At 67.7% G+C, this 26,560-nt stretch carries 23 protein-coding genes; 18 read left to right on the top strand and 5 right to left on the bottom strand.

Features of this window, described 5'->3' with window-relative positions:
- The first annotated feature begins 301 nt into the window (after positions 1-301).
- Positions 302-496, top strand: a complete 195-nt coding sequence (locus ABIE24_RS14680; protein WP_354500953.1) for a hypothetical protein — start codon at positions 302-304, stop codon at positions 494-496.
- 3 nt (positions 497-499) lie between these two features.
- Here ABIE24_RS14680 and ABIE24_RS14675 read toward each other — a convergent pair whose 3' ends face one another.
- Entirely contained in the window at positions 500-2,101 is a 1,602-nt protein-coding gene (locus tag ABIE24_RS14675) for a cell wall-binding repeat-containing protein (RefSeq protein WP_354500951.1), read from the bottom strand.
- 415 nt (positions 2,102-2,516) lie between these two features.
- On the opposite strand from ABIE24_RS14675, the gene ABIE24_RS14670 reads away from it, so the two are divergent.
- Positions 2,517-4,790, top strand: coding sequence for a polyribonucleotide nucleotidyltransferase (locus ABIE24_RS14670; protein WP_354500949.1), 2,274 nt, complete (start codon positions 2,517-2,519; stop codon positions 4,788-4,790).
- Between the two features lie 336 nt (positions 4,791-5,126).
- Here the strand turns inward: ABIE24_RS14670 and ABIE24_RS14665 are convergent, their stop codons facing one another.
- Complete coding sequence (locus tag ABIE24_RS14665; RefSeq protein ID WP_354500947.1) at positions 5,127-5,597, bottom strand: Lrp/AsnC family transcriptional regulator; 471 nt, start codon at positions 5,595-5,597, stop codon at positions 5,127-5,129.
- Between the two features lie 219 nt (positions 5,598-5,816).
- Between ABIE24_RS14665 and pdhA the strand changes: the two genes are divergently transcribed.
- From pdhA to ABIE24_RS14650, 3 genes are read left to right on the top strand one after another with little or no spacing between them, the layout of a single operon-like run.
- Complete coding sequence (gene pdhA, locus ABIE24_RS14660) at positions 5,817-6,935, top strand: pyruvate dehydrogenase (acetyl-transferring) E1 component subunit alpha (RefSeq protein ID WP_354500955.1); 1,119 nt, start codon at positions 5,817-5,819, stop codon at positions 6,933-6,935.
- Entirely contained in the window at positions 6,932-7,945 is a 1,014-nt protein-coding gene (locus ABIE24_RS14655) for an alpha-ketoacid dehydrogenase subunit beta (protein ID WP_354500945.1), read from the top strand. Before pdhA ends, ABIE24_RS14655 begins: the two co-directional genes overlap by 4 nt.
- On the top strand, positions 7,942-9,423 hold the full coding sequence (locus ABIE24_RS14650; RefSeq protein ID WP_354500943.1) for a dihydrolipoamide acetyltransferase family protein: 1,482 nt from the start codon (positions 7,942-7,944) through the stop codon (positions 9,421-9,423). Before ABIE24_RS14655 ends, ABIE24_RS14650 begins: the two co-directional genes overlap by 4 nt.
- A 17-nt stretch (positions 9,424-9,440) precedes the next feature.
- Here ABIE24_RS14650 and ABIE24_RS14645 read toward each other — a convergent pair whose 3' ends face one another.
- A complete protein-coding gene (locus ABIE24_RS14645) occupies positions 9,441-10,094 on the bottom strand; it encodes a TetR/AcrR family transcriptional regulator (protein ID WP_354500941.1) in 654 nt (217 codons plus the stop codon).
- A gap of 55 nt (positions 10,095-10,149) precedes the next feature.
- Between ABIE24_RS14645 and ABIE24_RS14640 the strand changes: the two genes are divergently transcribed.
- The 4 genes from ABIE24_RS14640 to ABIE24_RS14625 all read left to right on the top strand — a co-directional run bounded on the left by ABIE24_RS14640 (position 10,150) and on the right by ABIE24_RS14625 (position 14,685).
- On the top strand, positions 10,150-10,617 hold the full coding sequence (locus tag ABIE24_RS14640) for a nuclear transport factor 2 family protein (RefSeq protein WP_354500939.1): 468 nt from the start codon (positions 10,150-10,152) through the stop codon (positions 10,615-10,617).
- Positions 10,614-11,477, top strand: coding sequence for an SDR family oxidoreductase (locus ABIE24_RS14635; protein ID WP_354500937.1), 864 nt, complete (start codon positions 10,614-10,616; stop codon positions 11,475-11,477). The genes ABIE24_RS14640 and ABIE24_RS14635 overlap by 4 nt, the downstream gene beginning before the upstream one ends.
- Positions 11,478-11,508: 31 nt before the next feature.
- Entirely contained in the window at positions 11,509-12,888 is a 1,380-nt protein-coding gene (locus ABIE24_RS14630; protein WP_354500935.1) for an MFS transporter, read from the top strand.
- Positions 12,889-13,062: 174 nt separating this feature from the next.
- Entirely contained in the window at positions 13,063-14,685 is a 1,623-nt protein-coding gene (locus ABIE24_RS14625) for an ABC-F family ATP-binding cassette domain-containing protein (RefSeq protein WP_354500933.1), read from the top strand.
- Positions 14,686-14,881: 196 nt separating this feature from the next.
- Here the strand turns inward: ABIE24_RS14625 and ABIE24_RS14620 are convergent, their stop codons facing one another.
- Positions 14,882-15,508 (bottom strand): SACE_7040 family transcriptional regulator, encoded by a 627-nt coding sequence (locus ABIE24_RS14620; protein WP_354500931.1) that lies wholly within the window; start codon positions 15,506-15,508, stop codon positions 14,882-14,884.
- A 184-nt stretch (positions 15,509-15,692) separates the two neighbouring features.
- Here ABIE24_RS14620 and ABIE24_RS14615 point away from each other — a divergent pair, with 184 nt between their 5' ends.
- The 9 genes from ABIE24_RS14615 (at position 15,693) to ABIE24_RS14575 (ending at position 26,031) form a co-directional block, all read left to right on the top strand.
- Positions 15,693-16,478 (top strand): hypothetical protein, encoded by a 786-nt coding sequence (locus ABIE24_RS14615; RefSeq protein WP_354500929.1) that lies wholly within the window; start codon positions 15,693-15,695, stop codon positions 16,476-16,478.
- Positions 16,479-16,594: 116 nt separating this feature from the next.
- Positions 16,595-18,202 (top strand): carboxyl transferase domain-containing protein, encoded by a 1,608-nt coding sequence (locus tag ABIE24_RS14610; protein ID WP_354500927.1) that lies wholly within the window; start codon positions 16,595-16,597, stop codon positions 18,200-18,202.
- A gap of 4 nt (positions 18,203-18,206) precedes the next feature.
- Entirely contained in the window at positions 18,207-20,258 is a 2,052-nt protein-coding gene (locus ABIE24_RS14605) for an ATP-binding protein (protein WP_354500925.1), read from the top strand.
- Positions 20,255-21,421 carry an acyl-CoA dehydrogenase family protein gene (locus ABIE24_RS14600; RefSeq protein ID WP_354500923.1) on the top strand — a complete coding sequence of 389 codons (1,167 nt, stop codon included), beginning with the start codon at positions 20,255-20,257 and terminating at the stop codon, positions 21,419-21,421. The genes ABIE24_RS14605 and ABIE24_RS14600 overlap by 4 nt, the downstream gene beginning before the upstream one ends.
- A 35-nt stretch (positions 21,422-21,456) precedes the next feature.
- Positions 21,457-21,942 (top strand): MaoC family dehydratase, encoded by a 486-nt coding sequence (locus tag ABIE24_RS14595; RefSeq protein ID WP_354500921.1) that lies wholly within the window; start codon positions 21,457-21,459, stop codon positions 21,940-21,942.
- The gene (locus ABIE24_RS14590) at positions 21,939-22,784 is read left to right on the top strand and encodes an HpcH/HpaI aldolase/citrate lyase family protein (protein WP_354500919.1); all 846 of its coding nucleotides are present in this window, start codon (positions 21,939-21,941) and stop codon (positions 22,782-22,784) included. The genes ABIE24_RS14595 and ABIE24_RS14590 overlap by 4 nt, the downstream gene beginning before the upstream one ends.
- A 125-nt stretch (positions 22,785-22,909) precedes the next feature.
- On the top strand, positions 22,910-23,971 hold the full coding sequence (locus ABIE24_RS14585) for an aldo/keto reductase (RefSeq protein ID WP_354500917.1): 1,062 nt from the start codon (positions 22,910-22,912) through the stop codon (positions 23,969-23,971).
- Between the two features lie 63 nt (positions 23,972-24,034).
- The gene (locus tag ABIE24_RS14580) at positions 24,035-25,423 is read left to right on the top strand and encodes a M16 family metallopeptidase (protein WP_354500915.1); all 1,389 of its coding nucleotides are present in this window, start codon (positions 24,035-24,037) and stop codon (positions 25,421-25,423) included.
- 5 nt (positions 25,424-25,428) lie between these two features.
- Positions 25,429-26,031 (top strand): histidine phosphatase family protein, encoded by a 603-nt coding sequence (locus tag ABIE24_RS14575; protein ID WP_354500913.1) that lies wholly within the window; start codon positions 25,429-25,431, stop codon positions 26,029-26,031.
- Between the two features lie 31 nt (positions 26,032-26,062).
- On the opposite strand, the gene ABIE24_RS14570 is transcribed toward ABIE24_RS14575, so the two are convergent.
- Positions 26,063-26,521, bottom strand: coding sequence for a GNAT family N-acetyltransferase (locus tag ABIE24_RS14570; protein WP_354500911.1), 459 nt, complete (start codon positions 26,519-26,521; stop codon positions 26,063-26,065).
- Between the last annotated feature and the right edge of the window lie 39 nt (positions 26,522-26,560).

Raw genomic sequence — 26,560 nt, 5'->3', positions numbered from 1 at the left:
GGGCGGCGGGGGGGTGTGTGTGTGCTTTTTGCCGCCTCCCAACCCGGGGGGCGCGGGCCCCCCCCCCCCCCCCGCGGGGGGGGGGGGGGGGGGGGGGGGGGGGGCCCCCCCCCCCCCCCCCCGAACCAATAGACCCGCGCGAGCCTGGAGGGAGCGCCAGCGGCCGAAGCGCGTCGGCTTGGGCCCTTTCCGCGCTCAACTCGACCGACCCCCACTGCGGACGGTTCCTGGCTTCATCAAGCTCAGTTCACGAAGCAAGGCCGGGCCGCGGCTGCGTCGAGGGATGTGCTCAACTGGTGTCATGAAGACTTCCACGAAGAACCTGCTCATCGGCGTCGTTGTCGCAATCCTCGCCATCCTTGTCGCATCCGTGATCGTCAACGTCGCCCTCGCCTTTCTCGCGGCGGCATTCAAGCTCGCGCTCATCGCGGCTGTCGCGCTGGTGCTCGTCGCTGTCGGCTGGGTCTGGTTCGGCCGAATCCGCTCCCGAGACTGACGCTCAGTAGCGCGGCGCTGCAGGCATACCGAAGAACGCTTCCAGGGTTTGGAACCCGCCGGCGTGGTAGTCGGCAGCGAGGGTGGTGCCGACATAGCGGTAGTGCCATGGCTCGTACTGGTAACCGGTGATGGGCGTCGTCGTCTCGGCGTAGCGCAGGATGAATCCGTGTTCCCAGGCGTGGGCGCGAAGCCATGCTCCCTGGGGGGTGGAGGCGATGCAACTGGACGCGGAACAGCCGGCCGCACGGGGAGCGATGTCTGCGGCGAACCCCGTCTGGTGCTCGCTGTAACCCGGCTTGGCCGAACGCAGGTCGGCCGCAGCCTGGCCGTTGGTCCGTACGAAGCCGTCGTACAGGGTCTTCTGGGTCGCGTAGGAACGGTAGCCGCTCTGCAGCACCATGCTCCCGGCACCCGCTTGCGAAGCGGCCGCGAACATCGACTCGAGCGCGGCCGATGCCTCCTTGCGCATCGGCTGCCAGTTGACGTTCGTGACATTCGGATAGGTCAGGTCTGTCGGAGCGTAATTCAGCGGGGTCACCGGGCGCGCTTTGTTCACCACCACCCAGATGCTCGACGGCGATTCGGTACTGAGGCACGGCTGCAGTTTCTCGACAGCGCCGCGGAGGACCCGGGTGCCACCGACGAGCCGGGCTTCCGCGGTCGACAGTGACGTCATGGTCGAGAGCACCGTCGCGGGAACACACTGCGGTTGTGCGAGGAAGATCGGCCGGTTCGCAACCGCGGCGGGAACGACAGCGGAAAGCGCATCGGGGAAGTCCCATGCGGTCGCGAGGAAGCTCGGTCCTGCAGCTGCGCCCGCGAAGGCGTGCCGGTTGAGAACGATCGCCGTTTCGTACCGGTCCGTTCCGCCCTGCCTGGTCACGCTCGTTATTCCGGGAACCGCCCGGATCTGGCTTTCGATTCCAGCCGACACCGCGCCGGTCGCGCCTGCGATGGTGACGGATGTCACTCCCAGGTCGCCGAGCAGTTTTCGGGTGGTGTCTGGGAGGGCTGCGGAACCGCCGGGTACGAGGATCACCGGAGCGCCAACCCGCGCCGCGGCGGGCCCCGCTGCAAGGGCATCGGGGTAGCTGGTTCCGGTGGCGACGTACGCGTGCCTGGACCCTTCGTTCCAGACGTCACGGACGAGCCCTTCCGACACCACGTACCGGTCGCTTCCGCCCACGCGCGAGACGTCCGCCACGAGGCTTCGGGCACTTTCCTCGACCGCGGCCGAGACAGCGCTGGCGCCACCGACGATCACGATGCGCGCGGGCGCGAGCCTGGCGATCTCGGTGCGGATGTTTGTGGGGATACTGTCGCGACTGGTCAGGAGCAGCGCCGCAGACGACTGTGCCGCGGCAGGGCCGGCCGACAGGGCGTCAGGGAAGTTTTCCCCCGATGCGAGGAACACCGTGTCAACGGGACCGGGGGACGGGTAGGCCGCGAGCGACGCGGCAGCGGATGTGGCATACCGGTCCTCCCCGAAAATCCTTGAGGAGGTGAGGGCTGTGGCGGGCTCCGTGACGGTGAGGGCAGTCAGCGTCGATGCGATGACGGCGACAAGCAGAGTGGTGACCGTCATGCGCGTTGAGGGCTTCATGGCCTTAGGGTATGGGCCCATAGGGCCGGTTGGTCGATCTGCCCCCCGTATTGGGACTGAGCCTGCAGAACCCCGACGGGCGTCGATTCGTCGATTGTTCGTGCGTTTCGCAGGCTCAGGTCCAACATTCCCAGCCCCGCAAACAGCTGCTCTGATAGGCTTCAAGAGGCCCGATAGCGATATCGAGCACATTCACGGAGCAGGCCGGCAGGAAGCTGGTCCTCGGTGGTGGATTTCTCTCACGTCGGAGCCCCGACGGCCCCCCTTGCAGTACACCAGCCTCGCTGGTCGCGTCGAGAGCGATTTTCTACTGGAGATCAGCCAGACCCTCGAAGGTCTGAGTAATCACTGCCTGTTCCTGCTCCTAGGAGAGCGTGCGCCCACACGGGGCGGCGCTAGACGTTAGGAGAGACCTATGGAAGGTCCAGAAATCAAGTTCGCCGAGGCAGTCCTCGACAACGGCAAGTTCGGCAAGCGCACGGTCCGGTTCGAAGCCGGCCGCCTTGCACAGCAGGCACAGGGTGCCATTGCTGCATACCTCGACGAAGAAACCATGCTGCTCAGCGCCACGAGCGCCGGAAAGCACCCGAAAGACCAGTTCGACTTCTTCCCCCTCACGGTGGACGTCGAAGAGCGCAGCTACGCTGCCGGCAAGATCCCCGGTTCGTTCTTCCGTCGTGAAGGCCGTCCGTCGACCGAGGCCATCCTCGTCTGCCGCCTGATCGACCGCCCGCTGCGCCCGTCGTTCGTCAACGGTCTCCGCAATGAGGTCCAGATCGTCATCACCGTCCTGAGCATCGCTCCCGACGAGTTCTACGACGCTCTCGCCATCAACGCGGCATCCATGTCGACCCAGATCTCGGGACTTCCGTTCTCGGGCCCGATCGCCGGCATCCGCCTCGCCCTCATCAACGGCCAGTGGGTTGCCTTCCCGAAGGCCTCACAGCTCGCTGACGCCGTCTTCGACCTCACGGTCGCGGGCCGCCTCGTCACCGACGAGAACGGCAACGAAGACATCGCCATCATGATGGTCGAGGCCGAAGCAACCGAAGGCGCCTGGAACCTGATCCAGGGCGGCGCCATCAAGCCGAACGAGGACGTCGTCGCCGAGGGCCTCGACGCCGCGAAGCCGTTCCTGCTCCAGCTGGTCAAGGCTCAGTCCGAGCTCGCTGCCCAGTCGGCCAAGGAAGTTCGCGACTACCCGGTCTTCCTCCCGTACACCGACGAGACCTTCGCCGTTGTCTCCGACCTGGCCAAGGCCGAGCTCGCCTCGATCTACCAGATCGCCGACAAGACCGAGCGCCAGAACGCCGACGACGAGCTCAAGGACCGCGTCAAGGGCGCGATCGCGACCAAGGTCGAAGCAGGAGAGCTGCCGGCAGACGCCAACAACCAGGTGTCCGCTGCGTACAAGTCCGTCACGAAGAAGATCGTGCGCGACCGCATCCTCACCGAGGGCGTCCGCATGGACGGCCGCGGCCTTGCTGACATCCGTCCGCTCGACGCCGAGGTGCAGGTCATCCCGCGCGTCCACGGTTCGGCCATCTTCCAGCGCGGAGAGACCCAGATCCTGGGCGTCACCACGCTGAACATGCTCAAGATGGAGCAGCAGATCGACTCGCTGAGCCCGATCACGAAGAAGCGCTACCTGCACCACTACAACTTCCCGCCGTACTCGACCGGTGAAACCGGCCGGGTCGGTTCGCCGAAGCGTCGCGAGATCGGGCACGGCTTCCTCGCCGAGCGCGCCCTCGTCCCGGTTCTGCCGAGCCGCGAGGAGTTCCCGTACGCCATCCGCCAGGTCTCCGAGGCTCTCGGCTCCAACGGATCGACGTCGATGGGCTCTGTCTGCGCGTCGACCCTGTCGCTGCTCAACGCCGGTGTGCCGCTGCGCGCCCCGGTTGCCGGCATCGCCATGGGCCTCGTCTCCGACGAGGTCGACGGCCAGACCCGCTACGCGGCTCTCACCGACATCCTCGGTGCTGAAGACGCACTCGGCGACATGGACTTCAAGGTCGCCGGTACCAGCGAGTTCGTCACGGCGATCCAGCTCGACACGAAGCTCTCAGGGCTCCCCGCCTCCGTGCTGAAGGCCGCGCTGACCCAGGCCAAGGAGGCTCGCACCACGATCCTCTCCGTCCTGACCGCCGCGATCGACGCTCCGGATGAGATGGCCCCGACCGCGCCCCGCGTGATCAGCGTCAACATCCCCGTCGACAAGATCGGCGAGCTGATCGGCCCCAAGGGCAAGACGATCAACGCCATCCAGGACGAGACCGGCGCAGACATCTCGATCGAAGAAGACGGCACCGTGTACATCGGCGCTGTCGACGGACCGTCGGCTGAGGCCGCCCGTGCCCAGGTCAACGCCATCGCCAACCCGACCAACCCTGAGGTCGGCGAGCAGTTCCTCGGAACTGTCGTGAAGATCGCCACGTTCGGCGCCTTCGTCTCGCTGCTCCCGGGCAAGGACGGCCTGCTGCACATCTCCGAGGTGCGCAAGCTCGCCGGTGGCAAGCGTGTCGAGAACGTCGAAGACGTGCTCGGCGTCGGCCAGAAGATCCTCGTTCAGATCACGAAGATCGACGACCGCGGCAAGCTGTCGCTGGAGCCGGTCATCGCTGAGACCTCTGACACCAACGGTCGCGAAGCAGAGCGTGTCCACGCCGATGCTCCCGCCGAGGGCTAAGCCTCACCCACGCTGAACCCGGATGCCCCGCCTCGAGAAATCGAGGCGGGGCATCCGTCGTTCCGGGGTACGTGCCGAGCGGCAGTTCGAGTCGCCACGAAACGCTGTTCGGGTGTCGAGTCGCCACAAAGCGCTGTTGGCGTCGTCGAGTTGCCGGGACATGTCGCTCGAGGCGTCCGCGAGCGACGAAGTGCGGCAACTCGAGTTGATGGTATTTCGAGTTCCCACGAAACGCTGTTCGGGTGTCGAGTCGCCACAAAGCGCTGTTCGCGCTCTTCGGGACCCCTCAGCGCCTCAGCGCGCCCCTCAAGAGCACTTCACGACCGGCGCGGGGCGTCAGGACTCCTGCGCCCGCTCGAGCAGCGGGCGGGCCCGGAACGGGATCAGCTCTCCCATCGCGAGCGACGTCTCGGCTCGCTCGACTCCTTCGCACTCGAGGATCAGCCCGGTGATGCGGAACAGGTCGTCAGCGTCCGTACACACCACACGCACAAGCAGGTCGCTCGTGCCGCTGAGCCCGTGCGCCTGCACGATCTCGGGGATCTCGCTGAGCTTCTCGACGATCGTGCTGAGCAATTGCTGCTGCAGGTGTACCGAGATGAAGGCGGTCAGGGGATAGCCGAGGGCGACCGGGTTGATGCGCCGGTCGAACGGGTGCAGCACGCTCGAGGCGTCGAGCGCGCTCATGCGCGCCTGCACCGTGTTGCGGCTCAGCCCGAGCTTTTCGGCGAGGGCCACGATGGTCGATCGTGGGTCCTCAGTCAGGGCGATGAGAAGGCGTGTGTCCGTGCGATCCAGCTTGTGCATAGTGCCCGACCTTAGCAGGCGTTTTTCGTGCCGGATAGAGCAGAATGTGCAGTTCTCGCAGGGGTGGTTGTGCGCATTGGGTATCGGCGGTACCGTCTGAAGGACTTCTGGCAACGGCGCCAGATGCTGTGGGCTGCTGCGATCCAGACGCCCGCAGAGCACGAGAGAAAGTTGCGTGTCACAGTGTCCACAATTCACGAACACACCAAAACCGAGACGCTGGCCGACGGACCCGAAACGGATCTGCATCCCAGCCAGCTCGAAGACATAGTGCAGCTCATCAGCCCCGAGGGCGTCCGCACCGAGAGCCCCGGGTTCGACCCGTGGGTCGCCGATGTCACCGACGACCAGCTCGTCGACCTCTATCAGGACATGGTCGTCATCCGCCGGATCGACACCGAGGCCATCGCGCTGCAGCGCCAGGGAGAACTCGCGCTCTGGGCCCCGTTGCTCGGCCAGGAGGCCGCACAGATCGGGTCAGGCCGCGCCCTCCGCAAGGACGACTTCGTCTTCTCCAGCTACCGAGACAACGGCGTCGCCTACACACGGGGCGTCGACTTCGGCGACATGCTCAAGGTCTGGCGCGGCATCGCCTCGGCCGGCTGGGACCCGTACGCCATCAACATGGCCACGCCCGCCGTCATCATCGGCGCACAGACGCTCCACGCCACCGGCTACGCCCTCGGCTGCACGTACGACGGTGTCGACTCCGTCGCGATCTCGTACTTCGGCGACGGCGCCACCAGCCAGGGCGACGTCAACGAGGCCATGGTCTTCGCCTCGAGCTTCCAGGCGCCGGTGATCTTCTTCTGCCAGAACAATCAGTGGGCCATCTCCGAACCGGTCCGGCTGCAGGCTCACCGCCACATCTCCGACCGGGCCCCCGGGTTCGGCATCCCGAGCATCCGCGTCGACGGTAACGACGTGCTCGCCGTGATGGCCGCCACCCGGATCGCCCTCGACCGCGCCCGGCGCGGGGGAGGACCGACGTTCATCGAGGCGGTCACCTACCGGATGGGCCCGCACACGACCTCCGACGACCCCAAGCGGTACCGCCCGGCCGGCGACCTCGAGGAATGGGGCCGCAAAGACCCGATCTCGCGGCTCGGCCGCCTGCTCGAAAGCCGCGGAGCGCTCTCCGATGAGGTGGCGAAGCGGGTACAGGAGAAAGCGGATGCCGTCGCTCGCGAGATGCGCGCGGCCTGCATCGCGCTCGACAAGGAGCTCGACCCGATGATGCTGTTCGACGGCGTGTACGAGGAGCCCCACTCCGGTCTCGAACGCCAGAAGAGCCAGTACGCGGCCTACCTCGCGTCGTTTGAGGGCGGTACGGCATGACCCAGATGACCCTCGGCGGAGCGATCAATTCGGGACTCCGGCGCGCTCTCGCCGACGACGACAAGGTGGTCCTCCTCGGTGAGGACATCGGAAAGCTCGGCGGTGTGTTCCGCGTCACCGACAAACTGCAGGAGGAGTTCGGACCGCGCCGGGTAATGGACTCCCCGCTCGCGGAGGCGGGCATCATCGGCACAGCGGTCGGCCTCGCCTTCCGCGGCTACCGCCCGGTCTGCGAGATCCAGTTCGACGGCTTCATCTACCCTGGCTTCGACCAGATCGTCGCTCAGGTGGCGAAACTGCATTACCGCACCCGCGGCAAGGTGAAGATGCCGATCACGATCCGGGTTCCGTTCGGCGGCGGAATCGGCGCCGTCGAACACCACTCGGAATCGCCGGAAGCGTACTTCGCCCACACCGCCGGTCTCCGTGTGGTCTCCTGCTCAAACCCGCAAGACGCCCACACGATGATCCGGCAGGCCATCGCCTGCGACGACCCTGTGCTGTTCTTCGAACCGAAGCGGCGTTACTGGCTCAAGGGCGAGGTCTCCGAGGACCTCGGCGCAGACACCCTGCCGATGGGAAGCGCCCGCGTCGTGACCGAGGGCACCGACGTGACCCTCGCGGCGTACGGTCCGCTCGTTCCCACCGCGATGGATGCCGCGGCGGCGGCCGCCGACGACGGCATCTCCGTGGAGGTGATCGACCTCCGGTCGCTGTCACCGATCGATTTCAGCACCGTGGAGAAATCTGTACGCAAGACGGGCCGCCTGATCGTCACCCACGAAGCCGCACAGTCCGGAGGCATCGGGGCGGAGGTGGCCGCCGCCGTGACCGAGCGTTGCTTCGACTGGCTCGAAGCCGCGCCTGCCCGGGTGACCGGGTTCGACACCCCCTACCCGCCTGCGGCGCTCGAGGAAGCGTTCCTCCCCGACCTCGACCGGCTGCTCGACGCGGTCGACCGCGTGATGGGCCGCCGCAACTCCCTCACCGGGTGGAAGGCCACCGCATGAGCGCGAAACGCTTCGCCCTGCCGGACCTCGGCGAGGGTCTGACCGAGTCGGAGATCGTCGAGTGGAAGGTCGCTGTCGGCGACACCGTGACCCTCAACCAGATCATCGCGGAGGTTGAGACGGCCAAGGCGCTCGTCGAGCTGCCGTCACCGTTCGCCGGCGTGGTGTCGCAGTTGTTCGCCGACGAAGGCGCCACGGTGCAGGTGGGCGATCCGATCGTCGAATTCGACGTCGATGGCGGTGATGTCGAGAACCCCCCGAGCACACCGGTGTCCGAAGCGGCGGCGGATGCGGCCGCCGACGGCGTGCCCGCCGAACTCGACGCCACCCTCACCCCGGCGACACCGGCCCCCGCCGAACGGCAGGCCGTGCTCGTCGGCTACGGTCCGAAGGTGGAAGGCGGCCCTCGCCCTGCCCGGCGAACCCGCGCGTGGGCCAGCGAGGCGGCCCCGACCGCCGCCACGACCGAAACCCCGACACCGGATGCTCCCGCACCGGTCGCGACGAATGGCGACACCCCGAAAGCACCGGCCCCGACTACCCAACAGACCCCGACCACCGAACAGGCCCCGGAAACCGAACAGTCAGAGCGGCCGAGGTCGACCCCTCCCGTCCGCAAGCTGGCGCGCGACCTCGGCATCGACCTGGCCGAGGTCCAGGGCACCGGCGAAGACGGGCTCATCACGCGCGACGACGTCGAGCGTGTGTCAGCGACGAGAGTCGCGGCATCCGCAGGCACCGACGAAACACAGCCTCCGGTTCGCGGCACGGCAACCGGCGCCGAGACCCGGACGCCGATTCGCGGAGTCCGCAAGGCGACCGCCCAGGCGATGGTGCGGTCGGCCTTCACCGCGCCGCATGTCACCGAATTCCTGACCATCGACGTGACCGCGGGAATGGACCTGGTCCGCTCACTGGGGAATACCCCGGAGTTCCGCGGCAAGCGGCTCTCGATCCTCACCCTCGTGGCCAAAGCCGTGATTCTGGCGGCGAAGCGCACTCCAGAGGTGAACTCGACATGGGACGAGGGGGCCCAGGAGATCGTGCAGTACGGCCATGTTCACCTCGGAATAGCCGCCGCGACCGGTCGTGGGCTGATCGTGCCGAACATCAAGAACGCCGACACGCTGAACCTCGCAGAGTTGAGGAACGAACTCGACACGCTCATCGAGGCGGCACGGTCGGGCTCGACGACGCCGGCCAGCCTCACCGGCGGAACGATGACGATCACCAACGTCGGCGTCTTCGGCGTCGACGCGGGAACCCCGATCCTGAACCCGGGGGAGGCGGTCATCCTCGCGATGGGTGCCGTCCGACGGATGCCATGGGAGTACCGCGGCGAGATCGCGCTGCGTGAGGTGATGACGCTGAGTCTGTCGTTCGATCACCGGCTCGTCGATGGAGAACAGGGGTCCCGATTCCTCGTCGACATCGGCATCATTCTGAGCGATCCTGGCATGGTCCTGACGATGGTGTGAGCGAACCGTCTGAGATCTTACGTCCCGTCGTCTGCGGGCAGCAGGGCGGAGATCATGGTCGACGCGACGAAGCGACCGAAACGGTTGAGGCTCCAGCCCCGCTGCAGCACCAGAAGATCATAGAGTTCGGGGGAGCTGCACGTCCACATGACGTCGACGGCCTCGTCGACGCTGACGTCGTGCCGGAGGAAACCACGTGACTGGAGAAAGAGCGCGTTATGCCGCATCCGTTCCAGCCGTTGCGTATCACTCTCCGCCTGGAGGGCTGCCATGTTCTCGTCGGTGGCGGCTGAGGAGCGTACCAGCAGGAGGATCGGGGTGAGTGCAGAGGCCACTTCGGCGGTCAGGGCCCCCCACTTCTGCATCAGTGAAACCGGATTCGTCTCGTTCAACCGCATCTCGTCTGACCGCTCGTACGCGGCGACCTGCCCGGTCCCGGCGAGTCCGCGCGTGTAGATGGCATGGACGATGCCTGGCTTGCCACCGAACGCCTTGTAGATCGTCTCCGGTGAGACCCCGGCGTCGGAGGCTATCTCGGCGACGGTGGTTGGGAAGTACCCCTGGCGAAGAAACTTCATCTCCGCTGCGTCGAGAATGGTGTCGCGGTTGCGCTGGGCGGCAGCCTGGCGTGCCGCGGAGTTGTATTTGCGCCGACCATTGACCTGATGCATAAATCGTTCCATACTTGTGTATTAAGTAAAGTTAACTGTATCAGAAGGACTCCTGATGACAAGTTCACTCAGCCAGAGAACGGAAAAGATCCTCTCCGAACTTGTCGCCGCCACCAACGCTCACGACCTCGACGCCCTGATGGCGTGCTTCGCGCCCGACTACGTGAACGAGACTCCGGCGCATCCGTCGCGGAGCTTCACGGGGTCCGCGCAGGTGCGGCGCAACTGGGCACGGCTATTCGACGCGATTCCTGACCTACGCGCCGAGGTCAGCCAGTCCGTTGTCGACGGCAGCGTTGCCTGGACGGAATGGGAGCTGAGCGGGACGCGCCGTGACGGCACCGACCACCACATGCGCGGGGTCATGATTTTCACTGCGGCAGACGGGGTCCTCACCTCGGTGCGGTTCTACATGGAACCGGTTGAGAGCGCCGACGGCGACATCGATGAGGCAATCTCACGGGCCGCAGGCACTTCGCCCGTCGCGTATCGACCAGTTCCACATCGAAAGGACAGATCATGATTCTCGTCGTCGGAGCAACCGGTCAACTCGGTGGGCTCATCGTTCACAAACTCCTCAGCCGGGGTCATCGGGTGCGCGCTCTCGTGCGCGACCGCGCAGGCGCGGCCGACCTTGCCGCCCAGGGGGCCGACATCGCGGTGGGTGACCTGACGCACCCCGACTCTCTCCTCCGAGCGTGCGATGGCGTCAGGGCCGTGGTCACGACTGCCAACTCGATGTCGCGCGGGGGCGACGACACAATCGAGTCGGTGGACCGGGCCGGGAACACGAACCTCATTCAGGCGGCCACCCTCCAGGGGGTCGACAGGTTCGTCTTCGTCTCGGCTCTTGGCGCTGATCCGCACCACCCCATGCCTCTTCTCCGCGCGAAGGGCGAGACGGAGTCGCGCCTCCGCGACAGCGACCTGGCCTGGACGATCCTGCAACCCGATTTCTATATGGAGCTGCTCATGATGATCGCGGTGGGTGCACCGGCGCTCGCCGGCGAGACGGTCACGCTGATCGGCGAAGGCCGCAGGAGGCACTCCCTGGTGTCGATGGCCGATGTCGCGGCATACGCCGTCGCCGTGCTTGAGCGTGAAGACGCTGCCGGCCAGACCCTCGTCATCGGAGGCCCGGAGCCGGTCTCCTTGCGCGACGTCATCGTCGCGTTCGAGACGGACCTCGGCCGGGAGGTGACCGTTCGCACTCTTCCGATCCCCCTCCCGTCAGAAGGCGCGACCGATCCGATCGTCAGTCTGCTGGCCTCCCTCGAGACTTACGATTCACCGATCGACATGACGGCCATCGCCGAGCGGTACGGCGTTGCTCCCACCCGGATGTCGGATTTCGTTTCCGGGGTGGTCGCCTCGACCCGCTGACGATGTCGGACCCGTCGAATATCATCGGTGCATGCCGGAGATCGATTCGGACGCAACACCCAACCAGCCCATCTCCTGGGCGCGACTGCCGCGGGCGCTGAAGCCGTTCCGTCTGGGCCAGTACCGTGTGCTCGCCGGCGCGCTCACCCTGTCGCTGCTCGGCGCAGGCATGTGGATTGTCGCTGTGGTCTGGCAGGTGATCGAGCTCGGCGGCGGGCCGGCCGACCTGTCGCTCGTCGCCACAGGCAACGCCGCCGGGATGCTCGTCGCGGTGCTGTTCGGTGGAGTCCTCGCCGACCGCGTTCCCCAGCGCAACATCCTCGTGGCGGTCGAGGCGACGAAGACGCTGTCCATCGCCACGGCCGCCGTCGTGGCGCTGAGCGGCGCCCTCGAACTGTGGCACCTCGTGATCGTGACGACGATCCTGGGAGTTGCAGACGGCTTCTTCTACCCGGCGTACTCGGCGCTGCTCCCTGCCATTCTTCCGGCGGAGGACCTGCTCGCGGCCAACGGCGTCGAAGGGATGCTGCGGCCCACGATCATGCAGGCGGCCGGTCCCGCACTGGCGAGCGCCGCCATCGCCGCGTTCTCGCCCGGGCTGGCGTTCGCACTCGTGGCCGGGGCACAGCTGCTCGCGGTGGGCGGACTTCTGCTCATCCACGTCACGCCCGTCCGCCGCGACATGGGCGAGCCGCAGCATCCGATTCGAGCGCTGACGAGCGACCTGCGCGAAGGCTTCGTCTACATGTGGAAGACGCCGTGGCTGCTCGGCACCCTGCTGTACGCGTGCCTCCTCGTCTTCGTGATCATGGGACCGATCGAGGTGCTGATGCCGTTCGCCGTCCGGGACCAGACCGGCGGAGGTGCCGGAGCGTTCGCGCTGGTTCTCGCCGCATTCGGTGTCGGCGGCGCGATCGGCTCCCTCGTCGTCGCGTCGATGAAACTTCCCCGGCGTTACCTCACCATCATGAACCTGCTGTGGGGCGCAGGCTGCATCCCGCTGGTCGTTCTCGGCTACACCTCACAACTCTGGCTGATGGTCGCCGCCGTGTTCATCGTCGGCTTCACGTTCTCGGCGGCGACGGTCATCTGGGGCACCCTGCTGCAGCGCCGCGTGCCGCCCGCGCTCCTCGGCCGGGTGTCGAGCCTCGACTTCTTCGTCTCGCTGGCGCTCATGCCGATCTCCATGGCGGTCGCCGGTCCCGTCGGTGAGGCGATCGGCCTCGCACCCGCGTTCCTCGCCGCTGGCGTCATCCCCGTGCTGCTGGCGGTCGCGACCATCCTGATCTTCCGGCTGCCGCAAGACGAGATCCGCCATCCGCTCGACACGGCGGACGCAACAGCGGGAGAGACGGATGCCGTGGGCAGCGAGAGCGGCGAACGGTCCAGGAGCGACACCGGTCCCGAGTGATTGCCGTTGCTTGCGCAGCGATGCGTCGCCTGTAAGAATGGGTCCTTCTGTTCCCGACGTAAGGCAAGACAGTGAAGTTCGACCGTTCCGCGCCGCTTTCCCCGCGCTGACGACCGTCGATTCGCCTTTCCGGCTCCGGTTCTTCAGCGCATCCGCTGAACACCTCGGAGTCTCATGTCTACCCACACCCGCCCATCCGTCACGCTGACCGACCTCGGCTTTTCCTGGCCTGACGGGAGCGTCGCCCTGTCTGGCGTCTCCGGCAGCTTCGGGTCCGGCCGCACCGGCCTGGTCGGCGCCAACGGATCGGGCAAATCCACGTTGCTGCGCCTTCTCGCCGGTCAGTTGGAACCGACGTCCGGGCGTATCACCCTCGGTGGTGATGTCGGCTACCTGCCGCAAACGCTCACCCTCGGAGTCGACGCCACCGTCGCCGACCTCCTCGGCGTCAGTGAGAAGCTCGCCGCGTTCCGATCGATCGAGTCCGGGAACGTCGCCGAGTCTCTGTTCGATGCGCTCGGAGACGACTGGGACATCGAGTCCCGCGCTGGTGAGGCCCTCGACGGCATCGGGCTGGGCGCGGCCGACCTCGACCGGAGCGTCAGCCGGCTCTCGGGTGGCGAGGCGATGCTCGTCGCAACCACCGGCCTCCGGCTGCGTGGCCCGGCGATCACCCTGCTCGACGAGCCCACGAACAACCTCGACCGGGATGCCCGGAATCGTCTCGCCGGACTGGTCACGACCTGGCCGGGAACGCTCATCGTCGTCAGCCACGACCTGTCCCTGCTCGAGCTGATGGACGACACGGCCGAACTGTATGGGGGAACGCTCTCGGTGTTCGGCGGCCCGTACAGTGCCTGGCGCGCGCATCTGGAGCACGAGCAGACGGCGGCGGCGCGGGCGGCCCGCGCGGCCGAGCAGGCGGTGAAGGTCGAAACACGCCAGCGGATCGACGCGGAGGTCAAACTCGCGACCCGCGCTCGCGCCGGTCAGAAGGCTTACGAGAACAAGCGGGCACCGAGGATCGTCATGAACAACCGCAGATCCCAGGCGCAGGTCTCCGCCGCGAAGCTCCGGGCAGGCATGGACGCCGACGTGAGGTCAGCCCAGGCCGAGCTGGACCGGGCCGAGTCGCGGGTCCGCCGGGACAACCACATCCTGCTCGATCTCCCGAACCCGGGTGTGCCTCCCGGCCGCCGGATCGCCGAGCTTGACGCGACCAACGGCACGGTCGTGCTGCAGGGTCCTGAGCGCGTCGCGATCGTCGGTCCGAACGGAATCGGAAAGACGACACTGCTCGAAGACCTCGTTCTCCGGCGCATGCCTCCGGTTGGGTCGGTCCGCGCGCTCCTCCTCACCGATCGTGTGGCTTACCTTCCCCAGCGCCTCGACGACCTGGACGAGAACGCGAGCATGCTCGAGAACCTTCGGGCGGCGGCGCCGACGGTGCCTCCGGGCATCCTGCGCAACCGTCTCGCGCGCTTCCTGCTCCGCGGCGACAGCGTTCACCGTCCGGTCGGCACATTATCTGGAGGTGAGCGGTTCCGAGTGTCACTCGCCCGGCTGCTGTTCGCCGATCCGCCTGCCCAGCTGCTGGTGCTCGACGAGCCGACGAACAACCTCGACCTGGACAGCATCGACCAGCTCGTTGCGGCCCTGCGCGGCTATCGGGGCGCCGTGCTGCTCGTGAGCCACGACGCCGCGTTCCTGGCGCGGCTGGATCTCGATGCACTCTGGGAGCTGGGTGCCGACGGCGCCCTCACCGCCGGTGTGCGACCGCGACCATCGTTCATCTGACGCGGATGCCGGTTTTCCGCCGTGAGAATCCTCATCCGCGTCACATGAGCCTGAAGCTTTGCCGCGACCGTCGGCATCTCTTACGCGGATGCCGCGCCGCCGGGAGCGTCCGTCGGCTTATCTGACGCGGATGTCGTGTTTCCGCCGCGCGAACCGGCATCCGGGTCAGACGAACCGTGCCGTGGACGGCGACGGCCTACCTCAACGCGGCGAACGCCATCCGCTCGAGCACGTCACGCAGTTCGTTGTAGGGGAGTTCGTGTCCGCTGTACGGGGTCGAGTTCATCAGCCCGAATGTCGCGTGCGCCCGGATCCGGAGAACCGCAACGCTGGTCTGCGGCTGCATTCGCTGGAGGATGCCGACCCACAGTTCCACGTAGCGGCGCTGCAGCGCGCGGACGGTGTGTTGGTCCTCTTCGGAGAGGCTGTCCAGGTCCCGGTCCTGGACCCGGATGACGTCCGGGTTGGTTAAGGCGAAGCGGACGTGGAACTCGACAAGGGCGCGCAGGGCAAGCTCGCCGTCCGGCGCCCGCTTCACGACCTCGGCACCCCCATGCAACAGCTCGCGGCTGACATCGATGAGGATGGCGGCCAGCAGGGCCTGCTTGCTCTCGAAGTGGCGGTAAACGGCGGGTCCGCTCATGCCGACCGCCGTCCCGAGGTCTTCGATGGACACGCCGTTGAAACCGCGCTCGGCGAAGTGCCGTGCGGCGGCGCCGAGGAGCGCCTCTCGACGCTGGGCTTTGGCCTCCGTCCGGCCGACGCGGAGCGACGTGGCATCCGGGTCTTCCAGGCGCACCTCGAGCCGCGATTTCTCGGCCATGCCATCCTCCGTTGGAAGCGAAGCGGGAAGTTTGAGTTAATTCATACTAACCCTTGAAGGCCGGTTCCGGTCGAGCGATTAACGCGTCCCGCGGATGGCTGCCTGTTCAGCCTGGCGTCAGCATCCGAGGCGGACGATGGGTGAAAGCCTGCCAGTCGGCGGGGCATCGTGAAGGGAGAGGGACATGAACCGGCGACAGGGCTGGTGGGTCGGAACGCTGGTCTGCGCAACTCTGGGGGCAACGGGCTGCACGAGCGCCGCTCCGTCGGCACCCGACGCACTGCCGCAGGGCGACGACCCGGTCGACCTCGACCCGAAGGACTTCACCACCGACATCGACAACGAGTACTGGCCGATGGAACCGGGAACACAGTGGACGTACCGCGAGACGGAGGGTGAAGGCGACGCGCTCACGGTGACCGTCACCGTGACGACCGCAACGAAACAGATCGCCAACGGAATCACGGCTCGGGTCGTGCGCGACACGGTCGCGAACGGCCGAGAGATCCTCGAGGACACCGTCGACTGGTACGCGCAGGATGCCGTTGGCAACATCTGGTACCTCGGCGAAGAGACCGCGGAGTTCGAGAACGGGGACGTGGTGTCGACCGAGGGGTCCTTCGAGGCCGGCGTCGACGGCGCCCTGCCCGGAATCGTCATCCCCGCCCAGCCGACGCCCGGCCTGGCGTACCGGCAGGAGTACCTCAAGGGCGAGGCGGAAGACAACGGCGAAGTCCTCAGCGTGAACGAGCAGGTCGATGTGCCATACGGTCACGCCGAGAACGTGCTGCTGACGAAGGACACCATCACCATCGAGCCGGATGTTCTGGAGTACAAGCTCTACGCTCCGGGCGTCGGGCCTGTCCTGGTTCTGGGCATCTCGGGAGGGTCAGCACGGGAGGAGCTTCTGTCGGTTCGCCAGGTGCCGGACGGAACGGGAACGGGCCCTCTGGGGCAGCCCAACGGATAGGGCGCCGACGGGCGGGAAGACGCTGGACTTTTCAGTTAATTAGCTCTAACCTCGATATCAGTTAGTAACGCCTAACCGAGCTGTCCGGGCGATGTCGAATGCACAAAGGGTTGTCAATGCAGACACTGATTTCGTCGGTTTCCCCGTCGAGCGAATCGTTCGCACGCAATGCGGACGAGCAACGCGCCCTCGTCGCCGACCTGCGGCAGCGGCTCGCCGTCGCCGCGCTCGGCGGTCCTGAGGCCTCACGCAAACGCCATGTGTCGCGGGGCAAACTGCTTCCGAGGGAACGCATCGATGAACTCCTCGACGAGGGAAGCCCGTTCCTCGAGATCGCGCCGCTCGCCGCCACGGGGCTCTACGACGACGACAGCCCCGGCGCCGGGGTGATCGCCGGGATCGGACTCGTCCACGGGCGCCATGTGCTCGTCATCTCGAACGACGCCACGGTCAAGGGCGGCACCTACTACCCGGTCACCGTGAAGAAGCACCTCCGGGCGCAGGAGATCGCCCTCGAGAACCGGCTTCCCTGCATCTACCTCGTGGACTCCGGCGGCGCGTTCCTGCCGATGCAGGACGAGGTGTTTCCCGACCGTGACCATTTCGGCCGGATCTTCTACAACCAGGCGCAGCTGTCGGCCCGCCGGATCCCCCAGATCTCAGCGGTGATGGGCTCGTGCACGGCGGGAGGTGCCTACGTGCCCGCCATGAGCGACGAAACGGTCATCGTGCGGAACCAGGGCACCATCTTCCTCGGTGGGCCCCCTCTGGTCAAAGCCGCGATCGGCGAGATCGTCACGGCCGAGGAACTCGGCGGAGGAGAGCTGCACGCGAGTGTGTCCGGGGTGGTCGACCACCTCGCCGAGGACGACTCCCACGCCCTCTCAATCGTCCGGGACATCGTCGCCACCCTCCCGCCGGCATCCGCCCCAGAGCGGTCGGTCGTCGAGAGCCGTGAACCGGTCGCGCCGGTCGACGAGCTCTACGGCGCCGTCCCGGTCGACGTGCAGGCGCCGTACGACGTCCACGAAGTGATCGCCCGCCTCGTCGACGCGAGCGAGTTCCACGAGTTCAAGAAAGAGTACGGAACCACCCTCGTCACCGGGTTCGCCCGACTCCACGGGCACTCCGTCGGGATCGTCGCCAACAACGGCGTCCTGTTTTCCGAGTCGGCGCAGAAGGGCGCCCACTTCATCGAGCTGTGCGACCAGCGCGGCATCCCGCTGATCTTCCTCCAGAACATCTCAGGCTTCATGGTCGGCCGCGACTACGAAGCGGGCGGCATCGCCAAGCACGGCGCCAAGATGGTGACCGCCGTGGCGACCACTCGCGTGCCGAAGCTCACTGTCGTCATCGGCGGGTCGTTCGGCGCGGGCAACTACTCGATGTGCGGCCGCGCCTACTCGCCGCGGTTCCTCTGGATGTGGCCGGCCAGCCGCATCTCGGTGATGGGGGGCCCGCAGGCGGCCGGCGTGCTCGCCACCGTCAAACGCGACCAGCACGAACGCGCCGGCACCGAATGGGCGGCCGCCGACGAAGAAGCGTTCAAGGCCCCGATCCGCGACCAGTTCGAGAACCAGGGGAGCCCCTACTACTCCACCGCGAGGCTCTGGGACGACGGCGTCATCGACCCGGCAGACACCCGCACGCTGCTCGGCCTCGCCCTCGACGTCTGCGCCAACGCCCCGCTCCCCGAGCCGGCCTTCGGCCTGTTCCGGATGTGACGCGATGACCGACACCCAGCCGCTGTTCGGCACCGTCCTCGTCGCGAACCGCGGCGAGATCGCCTGCCGCGTCCTCCGCACCCTCCGTGCCCTCGGCATCCGTTCGGTCGCCGTCTACAGCGACGCCGACCGCGACGCGAAGCACGTGACGGATGCCGACACCGCCGTGCGGATCGGGCCGGCGCCTGCCGCGCAGAGCTACCTCGACATCGCGGCGGTGATCGGCGCGGCCGTGGCGAGTGGTGCAGACGCGGTCCACCCGGGGTACGGGTTCCTGTCGGAGAACGCCGCCTTCGCGCGGGCCTGTGCCGACGCCGGCATCGTCTTCATCGGGCCGGGCATCGACGCCCTCGAGGTGATGGGCGACAAGATCCGCTCCAAGAACCATGTGGCGGCCAGCGGCGTGCCCGTCATCCCCGGGGACTCCCGCCCGGGCCTCAGCAACGCCGACCTCGCCGAGGCCGCCACCCAGGTCGGCTACCCGCTCCTGATCAAGCCATCCGCCGGGGGAGGGGGCAAAGGAATGCACGCCGTCACCGACCCGTCCGATCTCGAGGCGGCCCTCGTCACCGCCCGCCGGGTCGCCGCCGCGGCGTTCGGCGACGACACGCTCTTCCTGGAACGGCTCGTGCCGAGCCCGCGCCACATCGAGGTGCAGCTGCTCGCCGACACCCACGGCAACGTCATCCACCTGGGGGAGCGCGAGTGCTCGCTGCAGCGCCGCCACCAGAAGGTCATCGAGGAGGCGCCGTCGGCGCTGCTCGACGCCGACACGCGCGCCCGGATCGGCGCGGCCGCGTGCCGGGTCGCCGACAGCGTCGGTTACGTCGGCGCCGGCACCGTCGAATTCCTGGTCTCAGCGGAGAGACCCGACGAGTTCTTCTTCATGGAGATGAACACCCGACTCCAGGTCGAGCACCCGGTGACCGAGGAAGTGACCGGGTTCGACCTCGTCGCAGAACAGATCCGCATCGCCGCCGGCGAGCCGCTCCGGGTTCGCCAGGCAGACGTGGTCCTGACCGGGCACGCGATCGAAGCCCGCGTGTACGCCGAAGACCCGGAGCGCGGGTTCCTCCCCGCGGCCGGTACGGTCCTCGAACTGGAGGAGCCGAGCGGCGACGGCATCCGCGTCGACAGTTCGCTGCGTCGCGGCCTCGTCGTCGGCAGCGACTACGACCCCCTGCTCGCGAAGGTCATCGCGCATGGCTCGGACCGCGCTGAGGCTCTCTCGCGGCTGGACCGGGCGCTCGCCGACACCACCATCCTCGGTGTCCGCACCAATCTCGAGTACTTGCGGCTGCTCCTCGCGGACGCCGACGTGCGGGCCGGAAACCTCGACACGGCGCTCATCGATCGGCGCCTGCCCGAGCTTGAGTTCCGGCACCCGGCCGATGAGCACCTCGTCGCGGCGGCCCTTCTGCTCCACGCCGAACGCGAGCAGGTGTCGACCGGGTCACCGTGGTCGCATCCGAGCGGCTGGCGCCTCGGCGACCCCCGACCCACCGCCTACGTTTTCGCACTCGGAGGCGCCGACACCGCAACCGTCACCGTCCTCAGCGGCGAGCCGACGGCATCCGTTCGGATCGGCGACGGCGCCGCAGCACCGGCTTCCCTCCGCCCGGTCGACGGCCTGGGCTTCGCCCTCAGCTGGCGCGACGGCACCCGGATGCTCCGCCTCAGCCACGCGGGAACCTCCGTCTGGGTCGCCGACGCCGGTTTCAGCGCCGAACTGCCCGTGCTGACCCGGGAGCAGCGGCTGGCCGCCCGGCTTGCGCTCATCTCGCGCAAGGACAAGCCGTCGAGCCCGGAAGTACGCTCGCCGATGCCCGGAACGGTCATCAGCGTGGAGGTGCCGACCGGGTCGACCGTCGACGTCGGCGACACCCTCGTCGTCGTCGAAGCCATGAAGATGGAGCACAAACTCGCCGCCACCGTCGCCGGTGTCGCGGCGGTCCACGTGGCCGCGGGTGACCTGGTCAAACTCGACCAGCTCGTCGCAACGCTCACCCCCTCAGCCCAGCCCGGGCCCTCGACTGTCGAAGGAGACACCGAATGAACACCGAACTCAGCGAAGCGCACCAGAAAATCGTGGACGAGGTCCGCGACTTCGCCACCTCGGTCGTCGCCCCCGCCGCGTACTCGTACGACACCGAACGCCGGCTGCCGATGGAGATCATCGCGCAGATGGGCGAGATGGGCCTGTTCGGGCTGCCGTTCCCCGTCGAACTCGGTGGCCAGGGGCAGGACTACTTCGCGCTCTGCCTCGCCGTCGAAGAGCTCGGCAAGGTCGACCAGTCCATCGGGGTGACCCTCGAAGCCGGCGTCGGCCTCGGTGCCATGCCCGTGTACCGCTTCGGCACCGACGCGCAGCGGGAACAATTCCTGCCGATGCTGGCGAAGGGCGAGGCACTGGCCGGATTCGGGCTGACCGAGGCCGAAGCCGGGTCGGACGCCTCCGCCACGAAGACCCACGCCCACCTTGACAACGGCGAATGGGTGATCAACGGGACCAAGCAGTTCATCACCAACTCGGGCACCCCGATCACCCGGCTCGTGACCATCACCGCGGTCACCGGCGAGAGCGACCGACCGGACGGCTCCGTGAAGAAGGAGCTGTCCACGATCCTCGTTCCGACCCCGATCGACGGGTTCACCGTCGAACCCGCCTACGACAAGGTCGGCTGGCACACGTCGGACACCCACCCGCTCACCCTCGAGAACGTGCGCGTTCCCGAGGCGAACCTGCTGGGGGAGCGCGGCCGGGGCTACGCGAACTTCCTTAAGATCCTCGATGAAGGACGCATCGCCTTCGCGGCGCTCTGCACCGGCGCCGCCCAGGGCTGCGTCGACGAAGCCGTCCGGTACGCGTCGAGCCGCAACGTGTTCGGCAAGAACATCGGATCGCACCAGTACGTGGCGTTCAAGATCGCCCGGATGGAAGCCCGCGCGACCGCCGCGCGAATGGCCTACTACCACGCGGCATCCCTGTTGCTCGCGGGCAAGCCGTTCAAGAAGCAGGCGTCGATCGCGAAGCTGGTCGGCAGCGAAGCCGCCATGGACAACGCGCGGGATGCCACGCAGATCTGGGGCGGGTACGGCTACCTCAACGAGAACGCCGTCGCCCGGCACTACCGCGACTCGAAGATCCTCGAAATCGGCGAAGGAACCAGCGAAGTACAGCTGATGATCATCGCCCGGGAGCTGGGCTTCGAGGCCTAGGCTGTGGCGGAGGAGAGCCCGAGGGGAGAGGCAGAGTGACAGACGAACGGCGCGACATCGAACAACGCGGGCTGTACTTCGAGGAGTTCGATCCCGACGCCAGGTACCTGCACCGTCCCGGCCGCACGGTGACCGAAGCCGACAACGTGATCTTCACCACGATGACCATGAACACACAGTCACTGCACCTCGACGCGGCGTGGAGCGCCGGGCAGCCGTTCGGGCAGCGCCTGGTCAACTCCATGTTCACCCTCTCCACCGTCGTCGGCGCCTCAGTCGCCCAGCTGACCCAGGGCACCATCGTGGCGAACCTCGGGTTCGACTCGGTGCGGTTCCCCGCCCCGCTGTTCCACGGCGACACCCTCTACTCCGAAACCGTGGTCCTCGCGACGCGACTGTCGGCATCCCGTCCCGGCCAGGGCATCGTCACGCTCGAGCACACCGGACGCAACCAGCACGGCGACGTCGTCGTCACCGCGGTGCGCAACACCCTGGTCTGGTGCCGGGACGCGGCACCGTGAGCGACTTCGACCTGGGGCCCGCGCTCCTGTTCTGCCCCGCCGACCGCCCCGATCGTTTCGACAAGGCTGCGGCGCGGGCGGATGCCGTCATCCTCGACCTCGAGGACGGCGTCACGCAGGCAGACAAGCCGGCGGCCAGGCGGGCCCTCGCGGAGCATCCGCTCGACCCCCGGACGACGATCGTGCGGCTCAACCCGGCCTCAACCGAGGACTTCGCCGCCGACCTCGCCGCGCTCGCCGCGACCCGGTACCGGACGGTGATGCTCGCCAAAGCAGAATCCGCGGCCGAGGTCGAGGACGTCGGCGACGGCATCCGCGTGATCGCGCTCTGCGAAACCGCCCGCGGCGTCCTCGCCGCGCCCGACATCGCCGCCCACCCCGCGGTCGTCGCCCTGATGTGGGGGGCCGAGGACCTCGTCGCGTCCCTCGGCGGAACGGCGAGCCGCGACCGCGACGGGCGGTACCGACCGCTGGCTCTGCACGCGCGTTCCCGGGTGCTCCTCGCCGCCGGCGCGCACGGGCGGGCGGCGATCGATTCGGTGTACCTCGACATCGCCGACCTCGACGGCCTGGCTGCCGAAGTGAACGATGCGGCCGTCTCGGGGTTCGCCGCAACGGCGTGCATCCACCCCGCTCAGGTCGCCACGATCCGGTCGGGATATGAGCCGAGCGCCGGCCAAATCGCAGCCGCGGAGGCTCTCCTCGCGGCAGCCGGGAACGCCCCCGGCGCGTTCCGGTTCGAGGGCAGAATGGTCGACGAACCCGTGCTTCGGCAGGCCCGGGCGATCCTCCGCAAAAGCCGAGCTCCCCGACCCGGAGACGCTGATACCAAATCGTTATGAAAGTTTTGGTGTGCTGACGCCGGGGCGGTTCATCGGTGTCGGTGGACTGGCATATTCTGGCCACAGGTGCGGGGGCACGAGGCCCCTCGCATCCCGCGGAATAACGGGCGAAGTGGGTGAATCGGATGACCAGGATGGTGCCCCGCCTGTTCGCATCGGAACAGCCCGATTCAGGGTCGTCCGGTCCGCGCCGGGCGCAGTCCGACTCGACGCTTCACCCCTCCTCGCCCATCCCCGTCATGGGCGACGGCGCGGGGCTCGGAACATCCATCCGCAGACCCCTCGGCGAGACGGCTCTGAACGTGTTCCCGCTGGCCCTCGGCACGAGTGTTTTCGGCTGGACCGCCCAGGTCGACGCGAGTGCCTCGATCCTCAACCGTTACTTCGACTTCGGCGGCAACTTCCTCGACACCGCCGACAGCTATTCAGCCGGCCGGAGCGAACATATCATCGGCCAGTGGATGGCCCGCCGGCGCAACCGCGACGACGTCGTCGTCGCGACGAAGATCGGAAACCATCCAGACAACCCGGGCCTCGGCCCGGTGGCCATGGTGCGTGCCGTCGAAGCCAGCCTCGAGAGGCTCCAGACCGACCACATCGACCTGCTCTACTTTCACATCGACGACCGCACCGTTCCGCTCGAAGACAGCCTCGGCACCGCCCAGTGGCTGATCGAGTCGGGCAAGGTGCGTTACCTCGGCGCGTCCAACTTCTCGGCGGAGCGCCTGGTCGAAGCACGCATCCTCAGCGCGGCCGGCTATCCACGGATCGAAGCCCTCGAAACGCACTACAGCCTGCTGCACCGCCAGCCGTTCGAAGGCGACCTCGGGCTTGTCAGCCGGGGCCAGGGGCTCGGGGTGATGCCGTATTTCGCGCTCGAGAACGGCTTCCTCACCGGCAAGTACCGGTCCAGGTCCGACCTCGACGGCTCCGCGCGCGGCGCGCGGGTGGCGCGACACCTCAACCGGAACGGCCTGCGTGTGCTGCACGCCCTCGACGCCGTGGCTGCGGAGCAGAACGCTCCGGTCGCATCGATCGCCCTGGCGTGGCTGCTGACGAAGACCGGGGTCGTCGCCCCCGTTGCCAGTGCCTCCAGGCCGGAGCAGGTCGACGCCCTGGTGCGGTCGACGGTGATCCAGCTGACACGGGGCCAGCTGCTCGAACTGGAACGCGCTGCCCGGGTCTGAGGGCCGTGCGCGCCATCGGGCGGACGTGCGACAGCGTGCCTTCGCTGCCGTAGGGTGGAAGTGATGAACGGCGCCGTTGACCTTCCGCTCGATGTTGCCGAGCTGTCCTTTGTCGCATCCGGCGATGCGCTCGTTCGCCGCAGCGTGCTGCCGAGCGGCGTTCGGATCCTCAGCGAACACGTGCCAGGCAGCCGCAGCGCGACACTCGGCTACTGGGTCGCAGTCGGGTCGCGCGACGAACTCGATGCCGCCCCCGCCTCCCCGTCCAGCCCGGCGAGGGAATCCGGTTACGGCTCCACCCACTTCCTCGAGCACCTCCTGTTCAAGGGCACGCCCACCCGCACCGCGCTGGACATCGCCATCGCCTTCGACTCGGTCGGCGGCGAGCACAACGCGCTCACCGCCAAGGAGCACACCTGCTACTACGCCCGCGTGCGTGACCATGACCTCGCGATGGCCGTCGACGTCATCGCCGACATGCTCACCAGCAGCCTCCTCGACCCGGTGGAGTTCGAGAACGAACGCGGGGTGATCCTCGAGGAACTCGCCATGGCAGAAGACGACCCGGCCGACGTCGCCAGCCAGAAACTGTTCGAGGCGGTCCTCGGCGAACACGCCCTCGGCCGTCCGATCGGCGGCACACCGGATGCCATCCGCCAAGTCTCTCGCGACGCCGTCCACATCCACTACCGCGAGAACTACCGGCCGCAGGACCTCGTCATCACCGCCGCCGGGGCCGTCGACCACGACGCGCTCGTCGCCGACGTCACCGCCGCCCTGAGCGCGGCCGGCTGGGATCTCTCGGCGACCGCCCGCCCGGTCGAGCGCCGTGGCCAGGTCGAGTCGCCGGTCACGCGAGGTTCCGCCCTTTCGGTCGAAACCCGGCCGATCGAGCAAGTGCACCTCCTGGTCGGGTTCCCGGGCCTGGCGGCATCCGATGATCGCCGACTGACCATGGGGGTCCTCAACTCGATTCTCGGCGGCGGCATGTCAGCGCGGCTGTTTCAGGAGGTCCGCGAGAAACGTGGGCTCGCCTATTCGGTGTACTCGTTCGCCGCCTCGTACTCCGACGCCGGAGTGTTCGGGCTTTACGGCGCCTGCTCGCCGGCGAAGGCCCGCCAGGTCGCCGACCTCATGCTCGAGGAGCTGCGCCGCCTCGCGTCGGGCGGCGTCACGTCCGAAGAACTGGTCCGTGCGAACGGCCAGCTGTCCGGGGCATCCGCCCTCGCCCTCGAAGACTCGGACACGCGCATGTCCCGGCTCGGCCGCGCCGAGATCACCCTCGGTGAATTCCTCGACCTCGACGAGAGCCTTCGCAGGCTCGCGCTCGTCACCGCCGATGAGGTGCAGGCGCTTGCCGCCGACCTCGTCTCCCGCCCTCTTTCGCTTGCCGTCGTGGGAGCCGTCGACGAAGACGTGTTCACCGGCTTCGGCGAGGACCACCAGGAGTGACTGTCGTGTCTCAGAACATTTACCTTGTCCGCCATGGCGAGCAGCAGGATGCCCAGCACGGGCTCGGCGACGGCCCGCTGTCGGCGCGGGGCCGCAGGCAGGCGCAGTTGCTTGCCGAACGCATCGGTGGTCTTCCTCTGACCGCGGCCCACCATTCGCCGTTGCAGCGGGCGTCGGAGACCGCGCGCATCGTCGGGGAGCGGATGCCGTCGATCGAGTCGGAACCGTCGGCACTGCTCATGGACTGCGTCCCGACCGGGCGCACCGTCGAGATGCCGTCGGCGTACCTGCCGTTCTTCGGTTCGGTGACCACTGCGGAGATCGAGGCGGGAACCGCGCAGATGGCCGACGCCGTCGCCGAGTTCCTCGCGCCACGCAAGGGCGACCGGCATGACCTGCTCATCACCCACAACTTCGTCATCGCCTGGTTCGTCCGCGAAGTGCTGGGTGCGCCCGACTGGCGCTGGATGACACTCGACCAGGCGCACTGCGGGCTCACCGTGATCCAACGCAAGCCCGGCCGGCCGTGGACGCTGCTCAGCCACAACGACCTCGGCCACCTGCCGATGGAGCTGCGGACCGGATTGCCGGACGTCCCCCTGGTCTGAGCCGGCGGCATCCGCGATTCGATGTGCGCGGTCAGCCTGCGAGCTCCTTGCGGTACCAGGCGTTGGCGTTCGGGTTGTCGTTGTACGGCTCGACGCTCTCGTACCCCATCGACTGGTAGAGCCCGCCGGCGGCGGTGAGGGTCGCGTTCGTGTCGAGCACCACCTCGGTGGCGCCGAACTCGGCGGCGCGGCGCTCCAGGTCCGCGAGAAGCTGCCGGCCCCAGCCCTTGCCCCGGGTCTCGGGGCGCAGGTAGAGGTGCTTCACCTCGTACTGGTGCGGTGCGAGACGACGGATGCCGCCGCATCCGACAGCGTGGTCCCCGTCACGCACGACGACGAAGATGCCGGCGGGCGGTACGAACTGCTCCGGGCTGGGGAAGGAGATCGCATACGTCCCGCCGACGAAGCTGAGCTCCCTGCTGTGGAAGTACTCCGACAACAGGTCGTGGGCGGTCGGGTCGGTGACGGGGGCGGGCGTGAATTCTGGCACCCGCTCAGCCTATTCGTGCCCAGCCGGGGAGTCGGGCCG

It is taken from the genome of Mycetocola sp. 2940, from assembly GCF_040548835.1.
Classification (GTDB): domain Bacteria; phylum Actinomycetota; class Actinomycetes; order Actinomycetales; family Microbacteriaceae; genus Mycetocola_A.
The sequence above is the reverse complement of the archived record's forward strand: the minus strand, read 5'-3'. Positions and strand labels throughout refer to the sequence as shown.

Excerpts from the sequence above, each read along its gene's own strand:
- ABIE24_RS14615 (WP_354500929.1), top strand. The coding sequence starts at position 15,693 with ATGAACCGGCGACAGGGCTGGTGGGTCGGAACGCTGGTCTGCGCAACT.
- ABIE24_RS14580 (WP_354500915.1), top strand. The coding sequence starts at position 24,035 with ATGAACGGCGCCGTTGACCTTCCGCTCGATGTTGCCGAGCTGTCCTTT.
- ABIE24_RS14650 (WP_354500943.1), top strand. The coding sequence starts at position 7,942 with ATGAGCGCGAAACGCTTCGCCCTGCCGGACCTCGGCGAGGGTCTGACC.
- ABIE24_RS14670 (WP_354500949.1), top strand. The coding sequence starts at position 2,517 with ATGGAAGGTCCAGAAATCAAGTTCGCCGAGGCAGTCCTCGACAACGGC.
- ABIE24_RS14605 (WP_354500925.1), top strand. The coding sequence starts at position 18,207 with ATGACCGACACCCAGCCGCTGTTCGGCACCGTCCTCGTCGCGAACCGC.
- ABIE24_RS14675 (WP_354500951.1), bottom strand. The coding sequence starts at position 2,101 with ATGAAGCCCTCAACGCGCATGACGGTCACCACTCTGCTTGTCGCCGTC.
- ABIE24_RS14645 (WP_354500941.1), bottom strand. The coding sequence starts at position 10,094 with ATGCATCAGGTCAATGGTCGGCGCAAATACAACTCCGCGGCACGCCAG.
- ABIE24_RS14665 (WP_354500947.1), bottom strand. The coding sequence starts at position 5,597 with ATGCACAAGCTGGATCGCACGGACACACGCCTTCTCATCGCCCTGACT.
- ABIE24_RS14625 (WP_354500933.1), top strand. The coding sequence starts at position 13,063 with ATGTCTACCCACACCCGCCCATCCGTCACGCTGACCGACCTCGGCTTT.
- ABIE24_RS14635 (WP_354500937.1), top strand. The coding sequence starts at position 10,614 with ATGATTCTCGTCGTCGGAGCAACCGGTCAACTCGGTGGGCTCATCGTT.
- ABIE24_RS14630 (WP_354500935.1), top strand. The coding sequence starts at position 11,509 with ATGCCGGAGATCGATTCGGACGCAACACCCAACCAGCCCATCTCCTGG.
- ABIE24_RS14600 (WP_354500923.1), top strand. The coding sequence starts at position 20,255 with ATGAACACCGAACTCAGCGAAGCGCACCAGAAAATCGTGGACGAGGTC.
- ABIE24_RS14620 (WP_354500931.1), bottom strand. The coding sequence starts at position 15,508 with ATGGCCGAGAAATCGCGGCTCGAGGTGCGCCTGGAAGACCCGGATGCC.
- ABIE24_RS14585 (WP_354500917.1), top strand. The coding sequence starts at position 22,910 with ATGACCAGGATGGTGCCCCGCCTGTTCGCATCGGAACAGCCCGATTCA.
- ABIE24_RS14640 (WP_354500939.1), top strand. The coding sequence starts at position 10,150 with ATGACAAGTTCACTCAGCCAGAGAACGGAAAAGATCCTCTCCGAACTT.
- ABIE24_RS14680 (WP_354500953.1), top strand. The coding sequence starts at position 302 with ATGAAGACTTCCACGAAGAACCTGCTCATCGGCGTCGTTGTCGCAATC.
- ABIE24_RS14655 (WP_354500945.1), top strand. The coding sequence starts at position 6,932 with ATGACCCAGATGACCCTCGGCGGAGCGATCAATTCGGGACTCCGGCGC.
- ABIE24_RS14610 (WP_354500927.1), top strand. The coding sequence starts at position 16,595 with ATGCAGACACTGATTTCGTCGGTTTCCCCGTCGAGCGAATCGTTCGCA.